The sequence below is a fragment of the Mucilaginibacter sp. JRF genome (assembly GCF_015223065.1).
Classification (GTDB): domain Bacteria; phylum Bacteroidota; class Bacteroidia; order Sphingobacteriales; family Sphingobacteriaceae; genus Mucilaginibacter.
This window is the reverse complement of sequence record NZ_JADFBY010000003.1, coordinates 269457-284583: the sequence shown is the minus strand read 5'-3', so window position 1 is coordinate 284583 and position 15127 is coordinate 269457. Positions and strand designations below refer to the sequence as shown.

At 43.1% G+C, this 15127-nt stretch carries 24 protein-coding genes; 19 read left to right on the top strand and 5 right to left on the bottom strand.

Annotation, left to right across the window (positions count from 1 at the left end; all coding sequences use genetic code 11):
- Nucleotides 1-160: 160 nt before the first annotated feature.
- Nucleotides 161-466, top strand: coding sequence for a 30S ribosomal protein S10 (gene rpsJ, locus IM792_RS09995; RefSeq protein ID WP_022830652.1), 306 nt, complete (start codon nucleotides 161-163; stop codon nucleotides 464-466).
- 78 nt (nucleotides 467-544) lie between these two features.
- Here the strand turns inward: rpsJ and IM792_RS09990 are convergent, their stop codons facing one another.
- Nucleotides 545-742 carry a hypothetical protein gene (locus tag IM792_RS09990; RefSeq protein ID WP_194101704.1) on the bottom strand — a complete coding sequence of 66 codons (198 nt, stop codon included), beginning with the start codon at nucleotides 740-742 and terminating at the stop codon, nucleotides 545-547.
- Nucleotides 743-906: 164 nt separating this feature from the next.
- Here IM792_RS09990 and IM792_RS09985 point away from each other — a divergent pair, with 164 nt between their 5' ends.
- A complete protein-coding gene (locus IM792_RS09985; protein ID WP_194101703.1) occupies nucleotides 907-1083 on the top strand; it encodes a hypothetical protein in 177 nt (58 codons plus the stop codon).
- Nucleotides 1084-1089: 6 nt separating this feature from the next.
- Here IM792_RS09985 and IM792_RS09980 read toward each other — a convergent pair whose 3' ends face one another.
- Nucleotides 1090-1350, bottom strand: coding sequence for a hypothetical protein (locus IM792_RS09980; protein WP_194101702.1), 261 nt, complete (start codon nucleotides 1348-1350; stop codon nucleotides 1090-1092).
- Between the two features lie 148 nt (nucleotides 1351-1498).
- Here IM792_RS09980 and IM792_RS09975 point away from each other — a divergent pair, with 148 nt between their 5' ends.
- Nucleotides 1499-2377, top strand: a complete 879-nt coding sequence (locus IM792_RS09975) for a glycoside hydrolase family 43 protein (protein ID WP_194101701.1) — start codon at nucleotides 1499-1501, stop codon at nucleotides 2375-2377.
- Here IM792_RS09975 and IM792_RS09970 read toward each other — a convergent pair.
- Nucleotides 2374-3528, bottom strand: coding sequence for a family 20 glycosylhydrolase (locus IM792_RS09970; RefSeq protein ID WP_228085012.1), 1155 nt, complete (start codon nucleotides 3526-3528; stop codon nucleotides 2374-2376). The two genes, IM792_RS09975 and IM792_RS09970, sit on opposite strands and share 4 nt — an antisense overlap.
- Before the next feature lie 92 nt (nucleotides 3529-3620).
- On the bottom strand, nucleotides 3621-4259 hold the full coding sequence (locus IM792_RS09965; protein ID WP_194101700.1) for a hypothetical protein: 639 nt from the start codon (nucleotides 4257-4259) through the stop codon (nucleotides 3621-3623).
- A gap of 135 nt (nucleotides 4260-4394) precedes the next feature.
- Between IM792_RS09965 and IM792_RS09960 the strand changes: the two genes are divergently transcribed.
- Both IM792_RS09960 and IM792_RS09955 read left to right on the top strand, forming a co-directional pair.
- Nucleotides 4395-5654 (top strand): prephenate dehydrogenase, encoded by a 1260-nt coding sequence (locus IM792_RS09960; protein ID WP_194101699.1) that lies wholly within the window; start codon nucleotides 4395-4397, stop codon nucleotides 5652-5654.
- Between the two features lie 31 nt (nucleotides 5655-5685).
- Nucleotides 5686-7545, top strand: a complete 1860-nt coding sequence (locus IM792_RS09955) for a rhomboid family intramembrane serine protease (protein ID WP_194101698.1) — start codon at nucleotides 5686-5688, stop codon at nucleotides 7543-7545.
- Between the two features lie 119 nt (nucleotides 7546-7664).
- Here IM792_RS09955 and IM792_RS09950 read toward each other — a convergent pair whose 3' ends face one another.
- On the bottom strand, nucleotides 7665-8210 hold the full coding sequence (locus tag IM792_RS09950; protein ID WP_194101697.1) for an energy transducer TonB: 546 nt from the start codon (nucleotides 8208-8210) through the stop codon (nucleotides 7665-7667).
- Nucleotides 8211-8446: 236 nt separating this feature from the next.
- On the opposite strand from IM792_RS09950, the gene rplC reads away from it, so the two are divergent.
- From rplC to rpsN, 14 genes are all read left to right on the top strand, one after another.
- Nucleotides 8447-9064, top strand: a complete 618-nt coding sequence (rplC, locus tag IM792_RS09945; RefSeq protein WP_194101696.1) for a 50S ribosomal protein L3 — start codon at nucleotides 8447-8449, stop codon at nucleotides 9062-9064.
- 1 nt (nucleotide 9065) lies between these two features.
- On the top strand, nucleotides 9066-9695 hold the full coding sequence (rplD, locus tag IM792_RS09940; RefSeq protein ID WP_194101695.1) for a 50S ribosomal protein L4: 630 nt from the start codon (nucleotides 9066-9068) through the stop codon (nucleotides 9693-9695).
- Between the two features lie 2 nt (nucleotides 9696-9697).
- On the top strand, nucleotides 9698-9988 hold the full coding sequence (rplW, locus tag IM792_RS09935; protein WP_194101694.1) for a 50S ribosomal protein L23: 291 nt from the start codon (nucleotides 9698-9700) through the stop codon (nucleotides 9986-9988).
- A gap of 8 nt (nucleotides 9989-9996) precedes the next feature.
- Entirely contained in the window at nucleotides 9997-10821 is an 825-nt protein-coding gene (gene rplB / locus IM792_RS09930) for a 50S ribosomal protein L2 (RefSeq protein ID WP_194101693.1), read from the top strand.
- A complete protein-coding gene (gene rpsS, locus IM792_RS09925; protein ID WP_166586580.1) occupies nucleotides 10821-11087 on the top strand; it encodes a 30S ribosomal protein S19 in 267 nt (88 codons plus the stop codon). Before rplB ends, rpsS begins: the two co-directional genes overlap by 1 nt.
- Before the next feature lie 6 nt (nucleotides 11088-11093).
- On the top strand, nucleotides 11094-11522 hold the full coding sequence (rplV, locus tag IM792_RS09920) for a 50S ribosomal protein L22 (protein WP_194101692.1): 429 nt from the start codon (nucleotides 11094-11096) through the stop codon (nucleotides 11520-11522).
- 6 nt (nucleotides 11523-11528) lie between these two features.
- Nucleotides 11529-12407 (top strand): 30S ribosomal protein S3, encoded by an 879-nt coding sequence (gene rpsC, locus IM792_RS09915; protein WP_194101691.1) that lies wholly within the window; start codon nucleotides 11529-11531, stop codon nucleotides 12405-12407.
- Nucleotides 12408-12457: 50 nt separating this feature from the next.
- The gene (gene rplP, locus IM792_RS09910) at nucleotides 12458-12880 is read left to right on the top strand and encodes a 50S ribosomal protein L16 (RefSeq protein WP_127704048.1); all 423 of its coding nucleotides are present in this window, start codon (nucleotides 12458-12460) and stop codon (nucleotides 12878-12880) included.
- 130 nt (nucleotides 12881-13010) lie between these two features.
- A complete protein-coding gene (rpmC, locus tag IM792_RS09905) occupies nucleotides 13011-13223 on the top strand; it encodes a 50S ribosomal protein L29 (protein ID WP_194101690.1) in 213 nt (70 codons plus the stop codon).
- Between the two features lie 19 nt (nucleotides 13224-13242).
- A complete protein-coding gene (gene rpsQ / locus IM792_RS09900; RefSeq protein WP_127704050.1) occupies nucleotides 13243-13497 on the top strand; it encodes a 30S ribosomal protein S17 in 255 nt (84 codons plus the stop codon).
- Nucleotide 13498: 1 nt separating this feature from the next.
- The gene (gene rplN / locus IM792_RS09895) at nucleotides 13499-13867 is read left to right on the top strand and encodes a 50S ribosomal protein L14 (protein WP_067059744.1); all 369 of its coding nucleotides are present in this window, start codon (nucleotides 13499-13501) and stop codon (nucleotides 13865-13867) included.
- A 1-nt stretch (nucleotide 13868) separates the two neighbouring features.
- Nucleotides 13869-14216, top strand: coding sequence for a 50S ribosomal protein L24 (rplX, locus tag IM792_RS09890; RefSeq protein WP_228085011.1), 348 nt, complete (start codon nucleotides 13869-13871; stop codon nucleotides 14214-14216).
- Nucleotides 14216-14776 (top strand): 50S ribosomal protein L5, encoded by a 561-nt coding sequence (gene rplE / locus IM792_RS09885; RefSeq protein WP_194101689.1) that lies wholly within the window; start codon nucleotides 14216-14218, stop codon nucleotides 14774-14776. The genes rplX and rplE overlap by 1 nt, the downstream gene beginning before the upstream one ends.
- Nucleotides 14769-15038 carry a 30S ribosomal protein S14 gene (gene rpsN, locus IM792_RS09880; protein ID WP_127704053.1) on the top strand — a complete coding sequence of 90 codons (270 nt, stop codon included), beginning with the start codon at nucleotides 14769-14771 and terminating at the stop codon, nucleotides 15036-15038. Before rplE ends, rpsN begins: the two co-directional genes overlap by 8 nt.
- Nucleotides 15039-15127 lie beyond the last annotated feature (89 nt).

Genomic DNA, 15127 nt, shown 5'->3' with positions numbered 1-15127 from the left:
ATCTTACATGATTGCACTGATTCGTTTGTGTTTTCACGAATGAATTAGTGCAATTATCAATAAACAGATCATTGCCTAATAAATAGCTCTTAGGTGCTGATCAATCAATAAATCAGTGAGATCACAAATCAATCGGTGAAATCACAAAAAGTAAATTAAAATGAGCCAAAGAATCAGGATCAAATTGAAATCGTACGATTACAACTTGGTTGACAAGTCAGCCGAGAAGATCGTAAAAACAGTAAAGCCAACTGGCGCTGTAGTTAGCGGACCACTTCCGTTACCAACTGAAAAGAAAATTTTCACTGTATTACGTTCACCACACGTAAACAAAAAAGCTCGTGAGCAATTCCAACTTTGCTCATACAAGCGTTTGTTGGATATCTACAGTTCAAATTCAAAAACTGTTGATGCTTTAATGAAGCTTGAATTGCCAAGCGGTGTTGAAGTAGAGATCAAAGTGTGATAGTACTGGAAGATCCGAAAATAGAAACAGCCATTTGCCCAAAAGCAAATGGCTGTTTTGTTTTAAGGCTGTTCTTACCTATCTGATGCAATGATCATGATCCTGCCAGTAGATCAAGTCGAGGTATAGCTGATTGTTTATCGCCAGTTCCGTTTTCTTTTTAGCGAGCTGTTGCTCCAGTTTAAAACCTGTGATTGACGCGGGTAGCGATATGTACGAAATTACATTACCTGTTTGCAGGTTAATGAATTCATAATGCTTTAGTTCCTGTTCCATAACATTATAATTTAAGTTTAACCAGGAAGTTTAGGCCGGGTACCAATAATGGTACGGGGATATAAATATAACTAATTTATATCTCAGATAGTTTCTTTTTGATTAATTTATTTTCTTTTAAACAATCGGCCGAAAGGAGAGGTTAGTTATATAAATACCACACCATGGCAAAGCAACATCAAACCGATAGTGATAAAAAAGAGGAACTCCATACAGAGCATCCCATCAGTGAAAAAGACGAGGTTAAGGAAGCGGAAGAACGCACCGCCAAGCAACAACCCAAAACCAAAAAAACGGATAACAGCGTCGCTGCCGACCTGAAGAACAGAGAACACGAGTAACCCGCGCTACTGATCGGTATTGCTATCTGTAGAGTCGATCTGTTCGCTAAGCTCATTACCCTCAAGCGCGAGGCCAATGTTCACCAGAAACTCCGGCTCAATATGATGGCTGTCGCCTGATCGCCATGTGCCCGCGCTGTGGCTGATAAAAAAGCTCGAGCCATTTTCATGCTGTATGCGATAGCCTTGCGCGCCGTTAAGCTTTTCGGGCTTGGCATCTAAATTCAATAACGCCCCTGTTGAGGGTTCTTTCACGGTGATTTTCATAAGCCTGATAGTTTAATGGTTCAAAATACTGATGCGATGCTTAAAATCATCAATAATGATACCATAAACGCATAATTGTGTCAACCTTTTTGGCGTTGGGCAGTTTACTAAACAGTTGATGTTATAATTGTTATTAGATGCCGATGCCATGAGTAACCCAATCATTAAACATAAATTTACTGCCGATCCGACGGTGCTGGTGCACCAACAAAGTGTTTACCTCTATACCGGTCATGATGACCCGCCCGAAGGTATTGACGATTATGTGATGAATGATTGGTGCTGCTTTTCATCAACCGATATGGTTAACTGGCACGAACACCCCACGCCATTACGCGCCACTGATTTTACCTGGGCAAGCGGCGATGCTTATGCCTCAAAGGTGATTGAACGTAATGGTAAATTCTATTGGTATGCCGCCGTAACCCATGCTGCCATTACAGGCAAAGCCATAGCGGTGGCCGTGTCTGATAATCCGGAAGGGCCGTTTACTGATGCGCGGGGTTCGGCATTGATAGATCTGGATATGCTGCCGGGTGTTAATGATGAAATGACTAACCTTGATCCATCGGTACTAATTGATGATGACGGGCAGGCCTATATTTTTTGGGGTAAGGGCACCTGCTATTTCGCGCGACTTAGCCATGATATGATCAGCATTGATAGCGACATTTATAAACTCAACCTGCCATACTTTAGCGAGGGAGCGCACATACATAAGCGCAATGGCACCTATTACCTGTGCTACGGCTTTGGCGAGCCCGAAAAGGTGGCGTACGCCATCAGCAGAAATATTAACGGCCTGTGGCAATTTAAAGGCATACTGAATGAGGTTGCCGGTAATTGCGAAACCAATCGCCCGGCTATAGTTACCTTTAAGGAAGCAGACTACTTTTTTTACCATAATGGTGCATTGCCCGGCGGAGGCAGCCATCGCCGGGCGGTATGTGTTGACAGGTTATTTTACAATGATGATGGCACTATCAGGCGTATCATCATGACGAGCGAAGGTGTTTCCGCCGTTTAAAGGCTGTTTACCTTAGTAAATAACTGCCTGAAGGTTTCCGCTTGCGATAACCCCTCACTTTTGCCCTGTTTAAACTCATCCAAAAACTGATCATTGCGCGACCATATCGTCAATATCATTCCCTTAAAATGATCCTTCATCTCAGGGGTAGAGTTTTTACGGAAACGCATCATGTCCTCCGTTTGTTGTACCGCTATCTGCGGACTGCGCCAGGTGCAGGTGGCTACATCCAAGCCTTTAAGGGCGAATAGCACGGCAGTTTGGTCGGGGCGGTCATAATGCCAGTCGCAGATGAATACATCCTTAGGTATCATATCAATAGCGCGGTCGGTATTGTTCATGCTGGCTTCCCAAATACCCAGCCCGGTTAGGCGGGCATCCAGCAGGCGATCGCCCCATATCCATAACGAGCGGCCTTTTTCGGCCAGGTGATCGCGGATCTTTTTCACCTCACCCGCATACAAGGCGGCCTTGTCCTTACCTCCACAACGCGGGCATTGCTGATGGCCTATGTAAAACACCTCATCCATTCCGGCGTGAAAGGCTTTGGTTTCAAAGGCGTCGCATATCTCATCAACCACATCAAACACCACCTTGTGTACATCTGGGTGCAACGGGCAGTAGCTTTTGCAGTACAGGCTATCGGCATTAGGCCATTTATAATTTGCCGGGGGGATGATGTTGGGCGTTTCATCAAACTGCGGGTAGGCTTTTAACAGCTTACCCACCTTGTTAGCCCATGATTGATGACCAAGCAGGTTGATCTGGCAAACTATTGCTATCTTATTATCTCGGCAAGCCTTAACAATGCGTTTAACCTCGTTTTTTGATAGGGCGAAGCTATCCACCAATTCCGGGTGCGATTTAAATTGATAGGCATAATCTATCCGTAATATCAGCGTATTTACATGGCGGGGGCCAAGCTCCTGATTGATGAATTTGATAAAATCATCCAGTCCCTTTGGGCGTGGCGCGCCGATGGCAAAGCCGCGTACAGACATTACCGTATCTAACCTTTGCACCTTGCGGGTGGTATCAGTAAATGATGTTGCTGCATAGGCACTGTTAAAGCACAGCCCCGAAACTATCAGTACTAACAGCAATAAATAACAAAGGTGATTCCTTTTGGATGACGGCATGGCATTGATCATTAGGTTGATAAAGCCTAAATATATCTGTTCGTTTATAATTAAGCAAGCTGCCGCCTGTCTTTTTAAAAAATTATAAAAGTGGATAGTACGTATTATCTGCCCATCAGCTCATCAAGCTTATTGCGCTCTGTTTGCAGTTCGCGGGCAAGCTTCTTCTCTTTCTCGTTAGCCTTGGTTTTATAGGCCTGAAATTCCTCCGACAGTTCATTAAAAAGCTTAATGCGGTATTTAGCCTCGTGCCTAAAGCGGGTGGTGGTAATAATAACAATAGCCAACGCAATGCCAAAGCCCAACACCAATCCCCACATCAAGGTATTGTAAGCCGCTTTGGTAAAGCCAATGCCCAACAAATTTATCTGATCCATTTTAGCGTTTGATGCCGATATCATTTCATCCTTAACGGTAACATCAACATTCAACTTTTTAATGGTTGCAGCCTGGCTGTTAACCGTAGCCTGCGCCTTGCGTAATGCCGAGCGCTCGGTTTTAATGGTATCCATTACGTTGCGGTAAAACGCGCCGATAACGGGTTGCTGGTAATTGTATGTTTTGGTAAGCAGGTAACGGTATTGGCCGTTAAGGCTGCGATCGGTATTTTGCGGTGCAGGGGCAGCAGCCTGGGTTTGGGCGCGTGTTTGCGGGCCAGCTACCTTCTTAGTAGTGTCCTGCGACTGTGCGGTTGTAAAAAACGCTATAAAAATAATTATCGGGGTAAAAAATAATTTCTTCATAGGTGTAGTTTTAGATAGTTTCAGAATAAAAATAGCTTGCACAGCGGCTATATTAACATAAACCGCATCAGCATGCGCAATAAACGAAAATAATGTTTCATTCCAAAATATGCCAACCGTAGTTATATTAGCAGCATGTTAATAGGCATTATTGGTTTGGGCGATATGGGGCGTTTATACGCCAAGGCATTTGCAAAGGCAGGTTACGAGGTGTACGGATGCGATATGCCCGATAACCGCGAGAAGCTGGAAGCCGATCTTGCTCCGCATAACGTAAAAATATTAGACAGCGGTAAGGATATAGCTCACCGTTGCGACCTCATTATATACTCGGTAGAGGCCGAAAAGATAGATCAGGTAGTAGCCGAGTACGGCCCTATCACCAAATATGGCGCCATAGTAGCCGGGCAAACCTCGGTAAAACATCCCGAGATAACAGCCTTTGAAAAACATTTGCCTGCCGATACCAACATCATTACCTTCCATGCCATGCACGGCCCCGGCTTTGCACCCGAAGGGCAAAAGCTGATACTGATTAACCATCGTGCTAATGCCGATGCTTACAAGCGCATGCTCGATCTGTTCACGGCCATAGGTTCGGATGTGGTGGAGTTAAAGGACTACCACGAGCACGACCGCATTGTGGCCGATACACAGGCCGTAACCCACGTGGGTTTTGAAAGCATGGGCACCGCCTGGAGCAATGCCGGTTTCTTCCCCTGGGATAATGGATCGTACCATGGCGGTATTGATAATGTTAAGATACTTACTACCCTGCGCATATTCAGCTACAAGGCGCACGTATATGCCGGTTTGGCTATCATGAACCCGTATGCGCGGCAGCAGGTAAAACGCTATGCACAATCGGAGTCAGAACTGTTTAAGCTGATGATCATGGAGGAGGGCCAAAAGTTTCGCGACAGGCTGTACCGCGCCCGCGATTTTGTATTTCACGAAAGCCGCAAACCCATCATGTTTAATGATGCCGTAATGAAGGAGTTCTCGTTAGCCGATGGCCCCGCCCAGCGTAAGCCCAACTCGCACTTAAGTATATTGAGTATGGTTGATGCCTGGTACCATTTGGGCGTTAGCCCGTACGATAACCTGATAGCGCAAACCCCGCCGTTCCGTTTACGGTTGGGTATTGCCGAATACCTGTTCAAGAACGAAGAACTGCTGGAAGAATCAATAGAAACCGCCCTGTACGACAAAACCATCCGTGGCGACGATCTGGAATTTCACTCAGCCGTGCGCGAGTGGTCGTCAATTATAGGCTACGGCGATATGGAGGGCTATAAGAACCACTTTAACCACGTACAAGCCTTTTTTAAGGACAGGCTGGACGAAGGCAACAAGCAAAGCGCAGAACTAATCAGGCGGTTAACAATGGAGTAATAAACAAATAATCAAACCTTATCACAATACAATGAATCAATTTTTAGCAAAGCTGAGGCACGTGTTTCTGCCTTACTTATTTATCTCTGTAACTACTATACTCGCTTACTCCTTACTGCATTGGCTAATATTTGTCAGGTTTGAGTTGATCGAACTTGATGATATGTGGCAAAATTTTATCATTCCGGGGGCGGTGGTAGTGCTGGTTTCTTTAATATTTACCCGCTTAATAATAAAGCGTTTAAATTTTAACTCAAGTAAAAGCCGTGATCCGTTAGGTGGTATTATAGTTGTTATAATCCTTTCGTCAGGAGCCGCTTTATGTATAGCCCTAAATTATATCGAAACATCAACAGGTAAACTTACCCGGCTTGAATACATCAGTGCGATAAAAAAGCAGCCCCTAACCAAATACTATGAGCTGAAACAGTATTATCTCGATAAACAGGCTGTTCGTTCACATTCCGCATTTAAAACTTCTGGTAAGTACGATCAGAATTTTGATATGACAATTTATTGTGCTGTGCCGATACACAATGCAAAGGTAGACGATACAGTTGCCGATCGCTCTGTGGATAGCCTATTATTATCACTGCAAAACAAGGACAATTTGAACCTTAAAAAAGCTTTATTGATAGTGAATGGGCGCGAAGCTTCTAAGGCAGAGATAAGCAGAATACCTCGCAACAGAATTGCATCTATGGAAACCATAGATATTCAAAGGTCAACTTTAATGTATGGCGAAAAAGGTAAATATGGTGTTATACATTTTGAGGTAAAAACAGGTAGTGATAATCAAGGGCGATCATTAATTATTGAACAGCCCGATGCCTGGCTTGCTGTTACATACAAGAAAACCATCTCGAATGATCTGTCGCCCGAAGATAAGGAGAAAGAGTATAACAGGTTTGCTGAGGCATCACAAACGGAGTTTGACCAGGTAGACCAGGGTACATTTATTTATCTTGAAAAGGTACCTAAAAGCGACAATCTAAGTAATTTCCGTACAGCAATTATTCAAACAGATACAACCCAATCGGCTGATGACGCGATATTATTGAAACCGGTTTACGAGCCCTTTGAGGCGCGCGCAGGTGCAAGCTTTGGCTGGATATTTGGCTCGTTTGGTATAGGTGCATTCATCTTTTTGATAGTCATTCAGTTTTTCCCGCTTCGCAATGATCATCAGCGCAAGCTAAACTCCAAAAAATCCAATTCTGGATGGCTTAATGATGTCAAAGGTATTTTATGGCCAAGGCCGGGTTATAGTATATCACCGGTTGTTATGTTGCTGAACATATCGATATTTTTTGCCATGGTAATAGCCGGTTTGGGTTTTCTGTCATTCCGCTCATCTGACCTGCTTACTTGGGGTGCCGATTACCGACCTGCCGTTATTGATGGCGATTACTGGCGCTTGTTTACTGCCATGTTTTTGCATGGGGGTATTATGCACCTGGTGTTAAATATGTATGGCTTAATGTTAATCGGCTTACTGCTTGAGCCGGTTATTGGCTCGAAAAAATTCGCTATAGCTTATACAGTTGCAGGCCTTGCAGGTAGCGCGGCAAGCTTGTGGTGGCACCCGGCAACGGTTGGCGTCGGCGCTTCGGGTGCTATATTTGGTATGTACGGTGTTTATGTAGCTTTGTTAACCACCAAAATGTACACAGCAGCTCAACGCAAGGCTCTGCTTACAAACATGGCCTTTTTTATTGGCATTAACCTGCTGATGGGTATCAAAGGCTCGGTTGATAATGCCGCGCACATTGGAGGACTGGTAGCCGGTATAATTAGCGGTTATGCTATATATCCGTTTGTAAAAAGGAATACCGATGCTAATGAGCAGGAAACAGAGATAATGCAAGCCACAGAAGATAGTGCTGTTTGATGGATTAACCATCTATCTTCAATAAATAAGTAGCTTTTTTTACCGGCAATTTTGCGCTGTTCGTTATGCTGTTCTTCGGCAATAATTATACTGTTTGATAGGAATGATTTGCCAAGCACCTATTCGGCCTGATCCATGTTGTATACCTTGTCTTTTATCAGGAACAGAAAACCGTAGTTGGATCTACGGAGTTCCTTCATCGTGAGCATTGTCTTGTGTGTAGTAAAATCAATCGGTATGATGTATTGCACTATTACAGGCTTTAGTCTTTGAGTACCCGGAATCCACTTAGGCGAATTAGTTAAAACCCTTACGGCCTCTGCCTCGCAACCGGCACCTATGCAGGTTAAGGGTGTTGCATCAACAATGCTTCCGTCTTTATCAATTACAAATTGCACTTTCAACTTGCCGTTAATGCCTATAAGTTGCGCTACTTCAGGGTATTTTAAATTGTTTACGATGTATTTGCCAAATGCTTTAATGCCGCCTTTAAATTGAGGTCGTGTTTCGTTATCATCAGGTATTAGCAGCTCAGTTGTATCAGAAATTTGAAGACTTTTTGAGTCAATTATTCTTAATGTTGAATCTGTCGTGCCCGAATTTTGCTGTCCGTATGCGGCAATAGAACTTATTGTAATAAGAATTAAGGTGAAAATTGGTTTCATGCAGCTTAGGTTAGGTAAACTAATTTATTCAATTATCAACTTGTGGCCAAGCACAATAATGAGATTTATTGAGGCTGATGACGTAACTGCGTGACACCTAAATAAATATTTTAAAAATAACTTCGTAACTATTTGACAATTAAAGTAAAATTTCTAACTTTGCCGTCCCTTAAAAGGGAATAATATGCCTTGAACGAAGCCCTACTGCTTCGATGGGCACAAACAAATTAAAAGAAATGTCAGGAATTATTGGTAAAAAAGTAGGAATGACCAGCATTTTCGACGAGTCAGGGAAAAATATCCCATGCACTGTGATCGAGGCTGGCCCTTGCGTGGTTACGCAAGTGAAGTCTGTTGAAACAGACGGGTATGCTGCTGTACAGTTGGCATACGGCGAAAAAAAGGAAAAAAACACTACTGCTCCTTTAAAAGGCCATTTCCAAAAAGCCGGTACTGCTCCAAGGAGCAAACTGGTTGAGTTCAAATCATTCGAAGATCAAAAAACATTAGGCGACACCGTTACTGTCGGCATTTTTGAGATCGGCGATTTTGTGGACGTGGTTGGTACTTCAAAAGGTAAAGGTTTTCAGGGTGTTGTAAAACGTCATGGTTTTGGCGGTGTGGGTATGCAAACTCACGGCCAGCACAACCGTTTACGTGCTCCTGGTTCATTAGGTGCCTCATCATGGCCTTCACGCGTATTTAAAGGTATGCGCATGGCTGGTCAAATGGGTAACGTTCGCGTTAAGGTACAGAACCTTGAAGTAGTAAAGGTATTTGCTGAGCAAAACCTATTAGTTGTTAAAGGTTCCGTTCCGGGAGCTAAGGGTTCATTCGTAATAGTGGATAAATAAGATGGAAGTTAATGTATTGAACATCTCAGGTAAAGAAACAGGTGCCAAGGTGCAGCTTCCTGAGTCCGTATTCGGAATTGAGCCAAACGACCATGCTATCTATCTTGACGTTAAGCTTTATTTAGCTAACCAACGCCAAGGTACACACAAAGCAAAACAGCGTAATGAAATTGCAGGTTCAACCCGCAAGCTATACAAACAAAAAGGTACAGGTGGTGCCCGTGCGGGTAGCATCAAATCGCCATTGTTTAACGGTGGTGGCCGTGTATTCGGTCCGCAACCGCGCGATTACAGCTTTAAGCTGAACAAAAAGCTTAAATCATTAGCTCGTAAATCAGCACTGTCATACAAAGCTAAAGATAACAACATCGTTGTGTTGGAAGACTTTACTTTTGACAGCATCAAAACCAAGAACTACATTAAATTGGTTGCCGATCTTAACGTTACTGACGTTAAAACATTGCTGGTATTGCCTGCTGCAAATAACAATGTATACTTATCAAGCAGAAACCTGAAGAAAACAAAGGTGATCACTGCCGACCAGTTAAACACTTATGATGTGCTTAACGCAGGCAAACTTTTGTTAACTGCCGGTACTGTTAAAACTTTGGAGGAAGCGTTAGCTAAGTAATTATGGAAATTTTAAAGAAGCCTTTACTTACTGAAAAAGTAGCTCAATTAACTGAGAAGCTTAACCGTTATGCTTTCAAAGTTGATCACAGAGCTAATAAGATTCAGATCAAGGCAGCAATTGAGCAAATGTATGGTGTTAACGTTACAGCAGTAAACACCATGAAATACGTTGGAAAACTGAAAACCCGCAACACTAAGGCTGGTGCCGTACAAGGCCGCTCAGCTACTTACAAAAAAGCGGTTATCACGTTGAAAGACGGTGAAGTAATAGATTTTTATAGCACAATATAAAAACAGAGATGGCAGTAAAAAGATTTAAACCGGTTACTCCGGGTACCCGCTTCAGAGTAGGTGCCGATTACTCTGACGTTACTACTAACGTGCCTGAAAAGTCACTTGTAGTATCACACAAGAAATCAGGTGGACGTAACAGTTCCGGTAAAATGACCATGCGTTATATCGGTGGGGGACATAAGAAATCATACCGATTGATCGACTTTAAACGTAACAAATTTGACATCCCTGCAAAAGTTGCGACTATTGAGTACGATCCAAACCGTTCAGCACGTATCGCTTTATTAGTATACGCTGATGGTGAAAAGAGATACATTATCGCGCCGGAAGGCTTAACAGTTGGTTTAACTGTACTTTCAGGCGAGAGCGTAGCTCCTGAAGTTGGTAACACGTTACCATTAAAAAGCATCCCACTGGGTTCAATCATTCATAACATTGAATTAAACCCGGGTCAGGGTGGTACCATAGCTCGTTCAGCAGGTACTTATGCTCAGCTTTCAGCACGTGATGGTAAATATGCTATCATTAAATTACCTTCAGGCGAAACCCGTATGATCCTGGCTACCTGCCTTGCTACTATCGGTACCGTTTCAAACTCTGAAAAGGCTAACGAAGTGTTAGGTAAAGCCGGCCGCAAGCGCTGGTTAGGTCGCAGGCCACGCGTTCGTGGTGTTGCCATGAACCCTGTCGATCACCCTATGGGTGGTGGTGAAGGCCGTTCATCAGGTGGTCACCCACGTTCACGCAAAGGTTTGTTAGCTAAAGGCTACAAAACTCGCGACAAAAAGAAAACATCGGATCGCTACATCATTGAAAGAAGGAAGAAATAATGGCACGTTCAATTAAAAAAGGACCTTATATTGATTTTAACCTGGAAAGAAAAGTTCTTGTCCTGAATGAATCAAATAAAAAATCAGTGGTTAAAACATGGTCACGCCGTTCCATGATCTCTCCTGATTTCGTTGGTCACACATTTGCAGTACACAACGGCAACAAGTTTATACCGGTGTACGTAACAGAAAACATGGTTGGTCACAAGCTGGGAGAGTTTGCTCCAACACGCACATTCCGTGGTCACGCAGAAAAGAAAAAATAACAGGCAATGGAAGCAACAACAAAAATTAAAAGGTCTGTACTAATCAGGCAACAAAAAGAAGCTGCGAAAGCTCAACAAGGAGGTGCTTCTGTTGCTAAGTTACAAGACTGCCCAACTTCACCTCGCAAAATGCGTTTGGTAGTTGACTTAGTACGCGGTAAAAACGTATTCGAAGCTTTAAACATCTTAAAGTTCACTAATAAAGAAGCGGCTATTCGTGTTGAGAAATTACTGGTATCAGCAATTACCAACTGGGAAGCTAAAAACGAAGGCAAAAAGGCTGAGGAAGCCGGCTTGTTTGTTAAAGAGATCTCAGTAGGTGGCGGTCGCCAGCTTAAAAGATTGCGCCCTGCACCGCAAGGTAGAGGTTACCGCATCCGCAAGCGCTCAAACCACGTAACCCTTATTGTGGATAGTAAAAACGAAAACAATTAATTTGAAATGGGACAGAAAGCACATCCAATAGGTAACAGATTAGGAATCATCAGAGGCTGGGATTCTAACTGGTTCGGTGGCAACAACTACTCCGACAAATTAGTTGAGGACGAAAAAATCCGCAAGTATCTTTCAGCACGTATCAACAAAGGTGGCGTATCAAAAGTAGTTATTGAACGTACTTTAAAACGCATCACCGTTACTATACACACTGCCCGTCCGGGTATCGTTATCGGTAAAGGTGGTCAGGAAGTTGACAAGATCAAAGAAGAGTTGAAAAAACTTACTAAAAAAGAAGTTCAGATCAACATTTTCGAGATCAAACGTCCTGAGCTTGACGCGCAATTAGTAGCTGAAGGCATAGCAAAACAATTAGAAGCACGTATATCTTTCCGTCGTGCCATGAAAACCACCATCGCGTCAACCATGAGAATGGGTGCCGAAGGTATCAAGGTAATGACGTCAGGCCGTTTAGGCGGTGCTGAGATGGCACGTTCTGAGCAATACAAAGAGGGAAGAATTCCTCTGCACACATTCCGTGCTGATATTGACTACGCTTTAGGCGAAGCTTTAACTACTTATGGTAAAATAGGTGTTAAAGTATGGATCTGCAAAGGCGAAGTTTACGGTAAACGCGATCTATCTCCAAACATTGGCAGCAACAGCGGCCCAAGTGGTAAAGGTGGTCGTCCGGAAGGTGGCTCACAATTTGGTGACCGTAACCAAAGAGGCGGCGAGCGCGGTGGCGAACGTCGTGACAATCGTGGTGGCGGTAACCGTGGTCCGGGTGGTAACAATCGTGGTGGTAACAACCGCGGTGGCCAAGGCGGTAACAACCGCGGCGGCGGTAATCGCCCGGGCGGACAAGGTCAAGGTAGAAGATAATTATTAACAAAGTCGAGACAGACATCGTTTAGATATAAAAGCTTAAAAAAATGCTACAGCCAAAAAGAACGAAGTTCAGAAAGATGCAAAAAGGCAGGATGAAAGGTTTAGCCACCCGTGGTGCTGAGCTTTCATTCGGATCTTTCGGTATAAAATCACTCGAGCCGGCCTGGATAACCAGCCGCCAGATCGAGGCAGCCCGTATCGCTGTAACACGTTTCATGAAACGTGAAGGCCAGGTATGGATCAGGATTTTCCCTGACAAGCCTGTAACTAAAAAGCCAGCAGAGGTACGTATGGGTAAAGGTAAAGGTGCCCCTGAATACTGGGTAGCGGTAGTACGCCCCGGCAGGATCATCTTTGAAGCAGAAGGTGTGCCTTTAGAAGTTGCTAAAGAAGCATTACGCCTTGCTGCACAGAAATTACCTGTACAAACAAAATTCATAGTGCGTAGAGATTACGCCGAAGCATAAACGTGGTAGCTACAGGTGGTAAACAACATTTATTGAATACCTGTAGTGTGGGATAAACATTGTAAGTTGAAAAGTTGTGAGTTACATATTGCTTGCAACTCACAACTTACAGCATACAACAAAATATAAAATGAAGAACTCAGAAATTTTAGAGCTTTCGACCGAGGATTTGGTTGCGAAGATCGGTGAGGAAAAAAACAACCTTACCAAACTGAAATTTGCGCACGCGGTATCGGCTATTGAAAATCCAAGCCGTATAACAAAGGTACGTAAGGACATCGCTCGTTTGAATACCGAATTAACAAAACGTAAAGCAGCGGCGTCAGCTTCTGAAACGAATTAATTTTTAACGTCGGGAAAAAATGGAAAGAAATTTAAGAAAAACACGTACCGGTTTGGTAGTTAGCAATAAAATGGAGAAATCTATTGTAGTTGCCGTGGAGCGTAAAGTAAAGCACCCAATCTATGGTAAGTTCGTGAAAAAAACTACCAAGTTTATGGCTCATGATGAAACGAATACCTGTGGTATTGGCGATACCGTATTAATTATGGAAACCCGCCCCCTGAGCAAAAATAAGAACTGGAGATTAGTTGAAATTTTAGAAAGGGCTAAATAACATGGTACAACAGGAATCAAGATTAAACGTAGCCGATAATAGCGGCGCTAAAGAAGTTTTAGTGATCCGCGTATTAGGTGGTACCGGTAAAAGATATGCCTCAATTGGTGACAAGATCGTTGTTACCGTTAAAAGCGCAATTCCTTCAGGAAACGTAAAAAAAGGCACCGTATCAAAAGCCGTAGTAGTAAGAACTAAAAAAGAGATCCGTCGTAAAGATGGTTCATATATCCGTTTCGACGATAACGCAGCTGTTTTGTTAAATAACCAGGACGAGCCAAGAGGTACCCGTATCTTTGGCCCGGTTGCAAGAGAACTGCGTGAGAAACAATTTATGAAAATTGTATCATTAGCACCGGAGGTATTGTAACATGGCATATAATAAAGTAAAAGCACAAACCGGCAAAATAAAGCTCCGCAAGGGCGACCTGGTAAAGGTTATAGCCGGTGATTCAAAAGGATCACAAGGTAAAATTGTTGAAGTGATTACAGCAAAAAACAGGGCTGTGGTTGAAGGTGCCAATATGGTGTCAAAACACACAAAACCTAACGCTGCAAATCCAAACGGCGGTATCGTTAAACAAGAAGCTGCAATTCATATCTCAAACCTGGCGCTGGTTGACCCTAAAACAGGTAACACCACCCGCGTAGGCCGTAAGCTTAATGACGCAGGTAAACTGGTTAGAGTAGCAAAAAAATCAGGGGAGGAAATTAAGTAATGACTTACACACCGAGATTAAAATCGAAATATAAAGAGGAGATCCGTACCGCGCTGAAAGATAAATTTCAGTACAAAAGCGTTATGCAGGTTCCGAAGCTGCAAAAAATTGCTATTAACCAGGGTGTTGGTGGTGCTACTACCGATAAAAAACTTATCGAGAACACTATCACTGAGTTAACTACCATTACCGGCCAGCAGGCAGTATCTTCAAAATCAAAAAAGGATATCTCAAACTTTAAGTTACGTAAAGGTATGCCTGTAGGTGTACGTGTTACTTTACGTGATAACACCATGTACGAATTCCTTGATCGTTTAATTGCTGTTGCTTTACCGCGTATCCGCGATTTCAAAGGCATCAACGATAAAGGTTTTGACGGTAAAGGCAACTATACTTTAGGTATTACTGAGCAAATTATCTTCCCTGAGATCAATATTGACAAAATCAATAAAATCCAAGGTATGGATATTACCTTTGTAACCTCAGCTACCAACGATGTTGAAGCTCTGGAGTTGCTGAAACAATTTGGATTACCATTTAAAAATCAAAATAATGGCTAAAGAAGGTGTAAAAGCGCGTGAAGTTAAACGTGCTAAATTAGTAGCTAAATACGCTGAAAAAAGGGCTGCTTTGAAAGAAGCAGGTGATTGGATCGCTTTAGATAAATTACCTAAAGCATCATCACCGGTAAAACTGCACAACCGTTGCAAGTTAACCGGCCGTCCTCGTGGTTATATGCGCCAGTTTGGCATTTCGCGTGTTACATTCCGCGAAATGGCATTAGCAGGCCAGATACCGGGTGTTAAAAAAGCAAGCTGGTAATATTTGTGAGCAGTAAATGGTGAGTTGTGAGTGATATACTTTGCAACTCACCATTTACTGCTCACTACTCATAATGAATAAAGACTAAC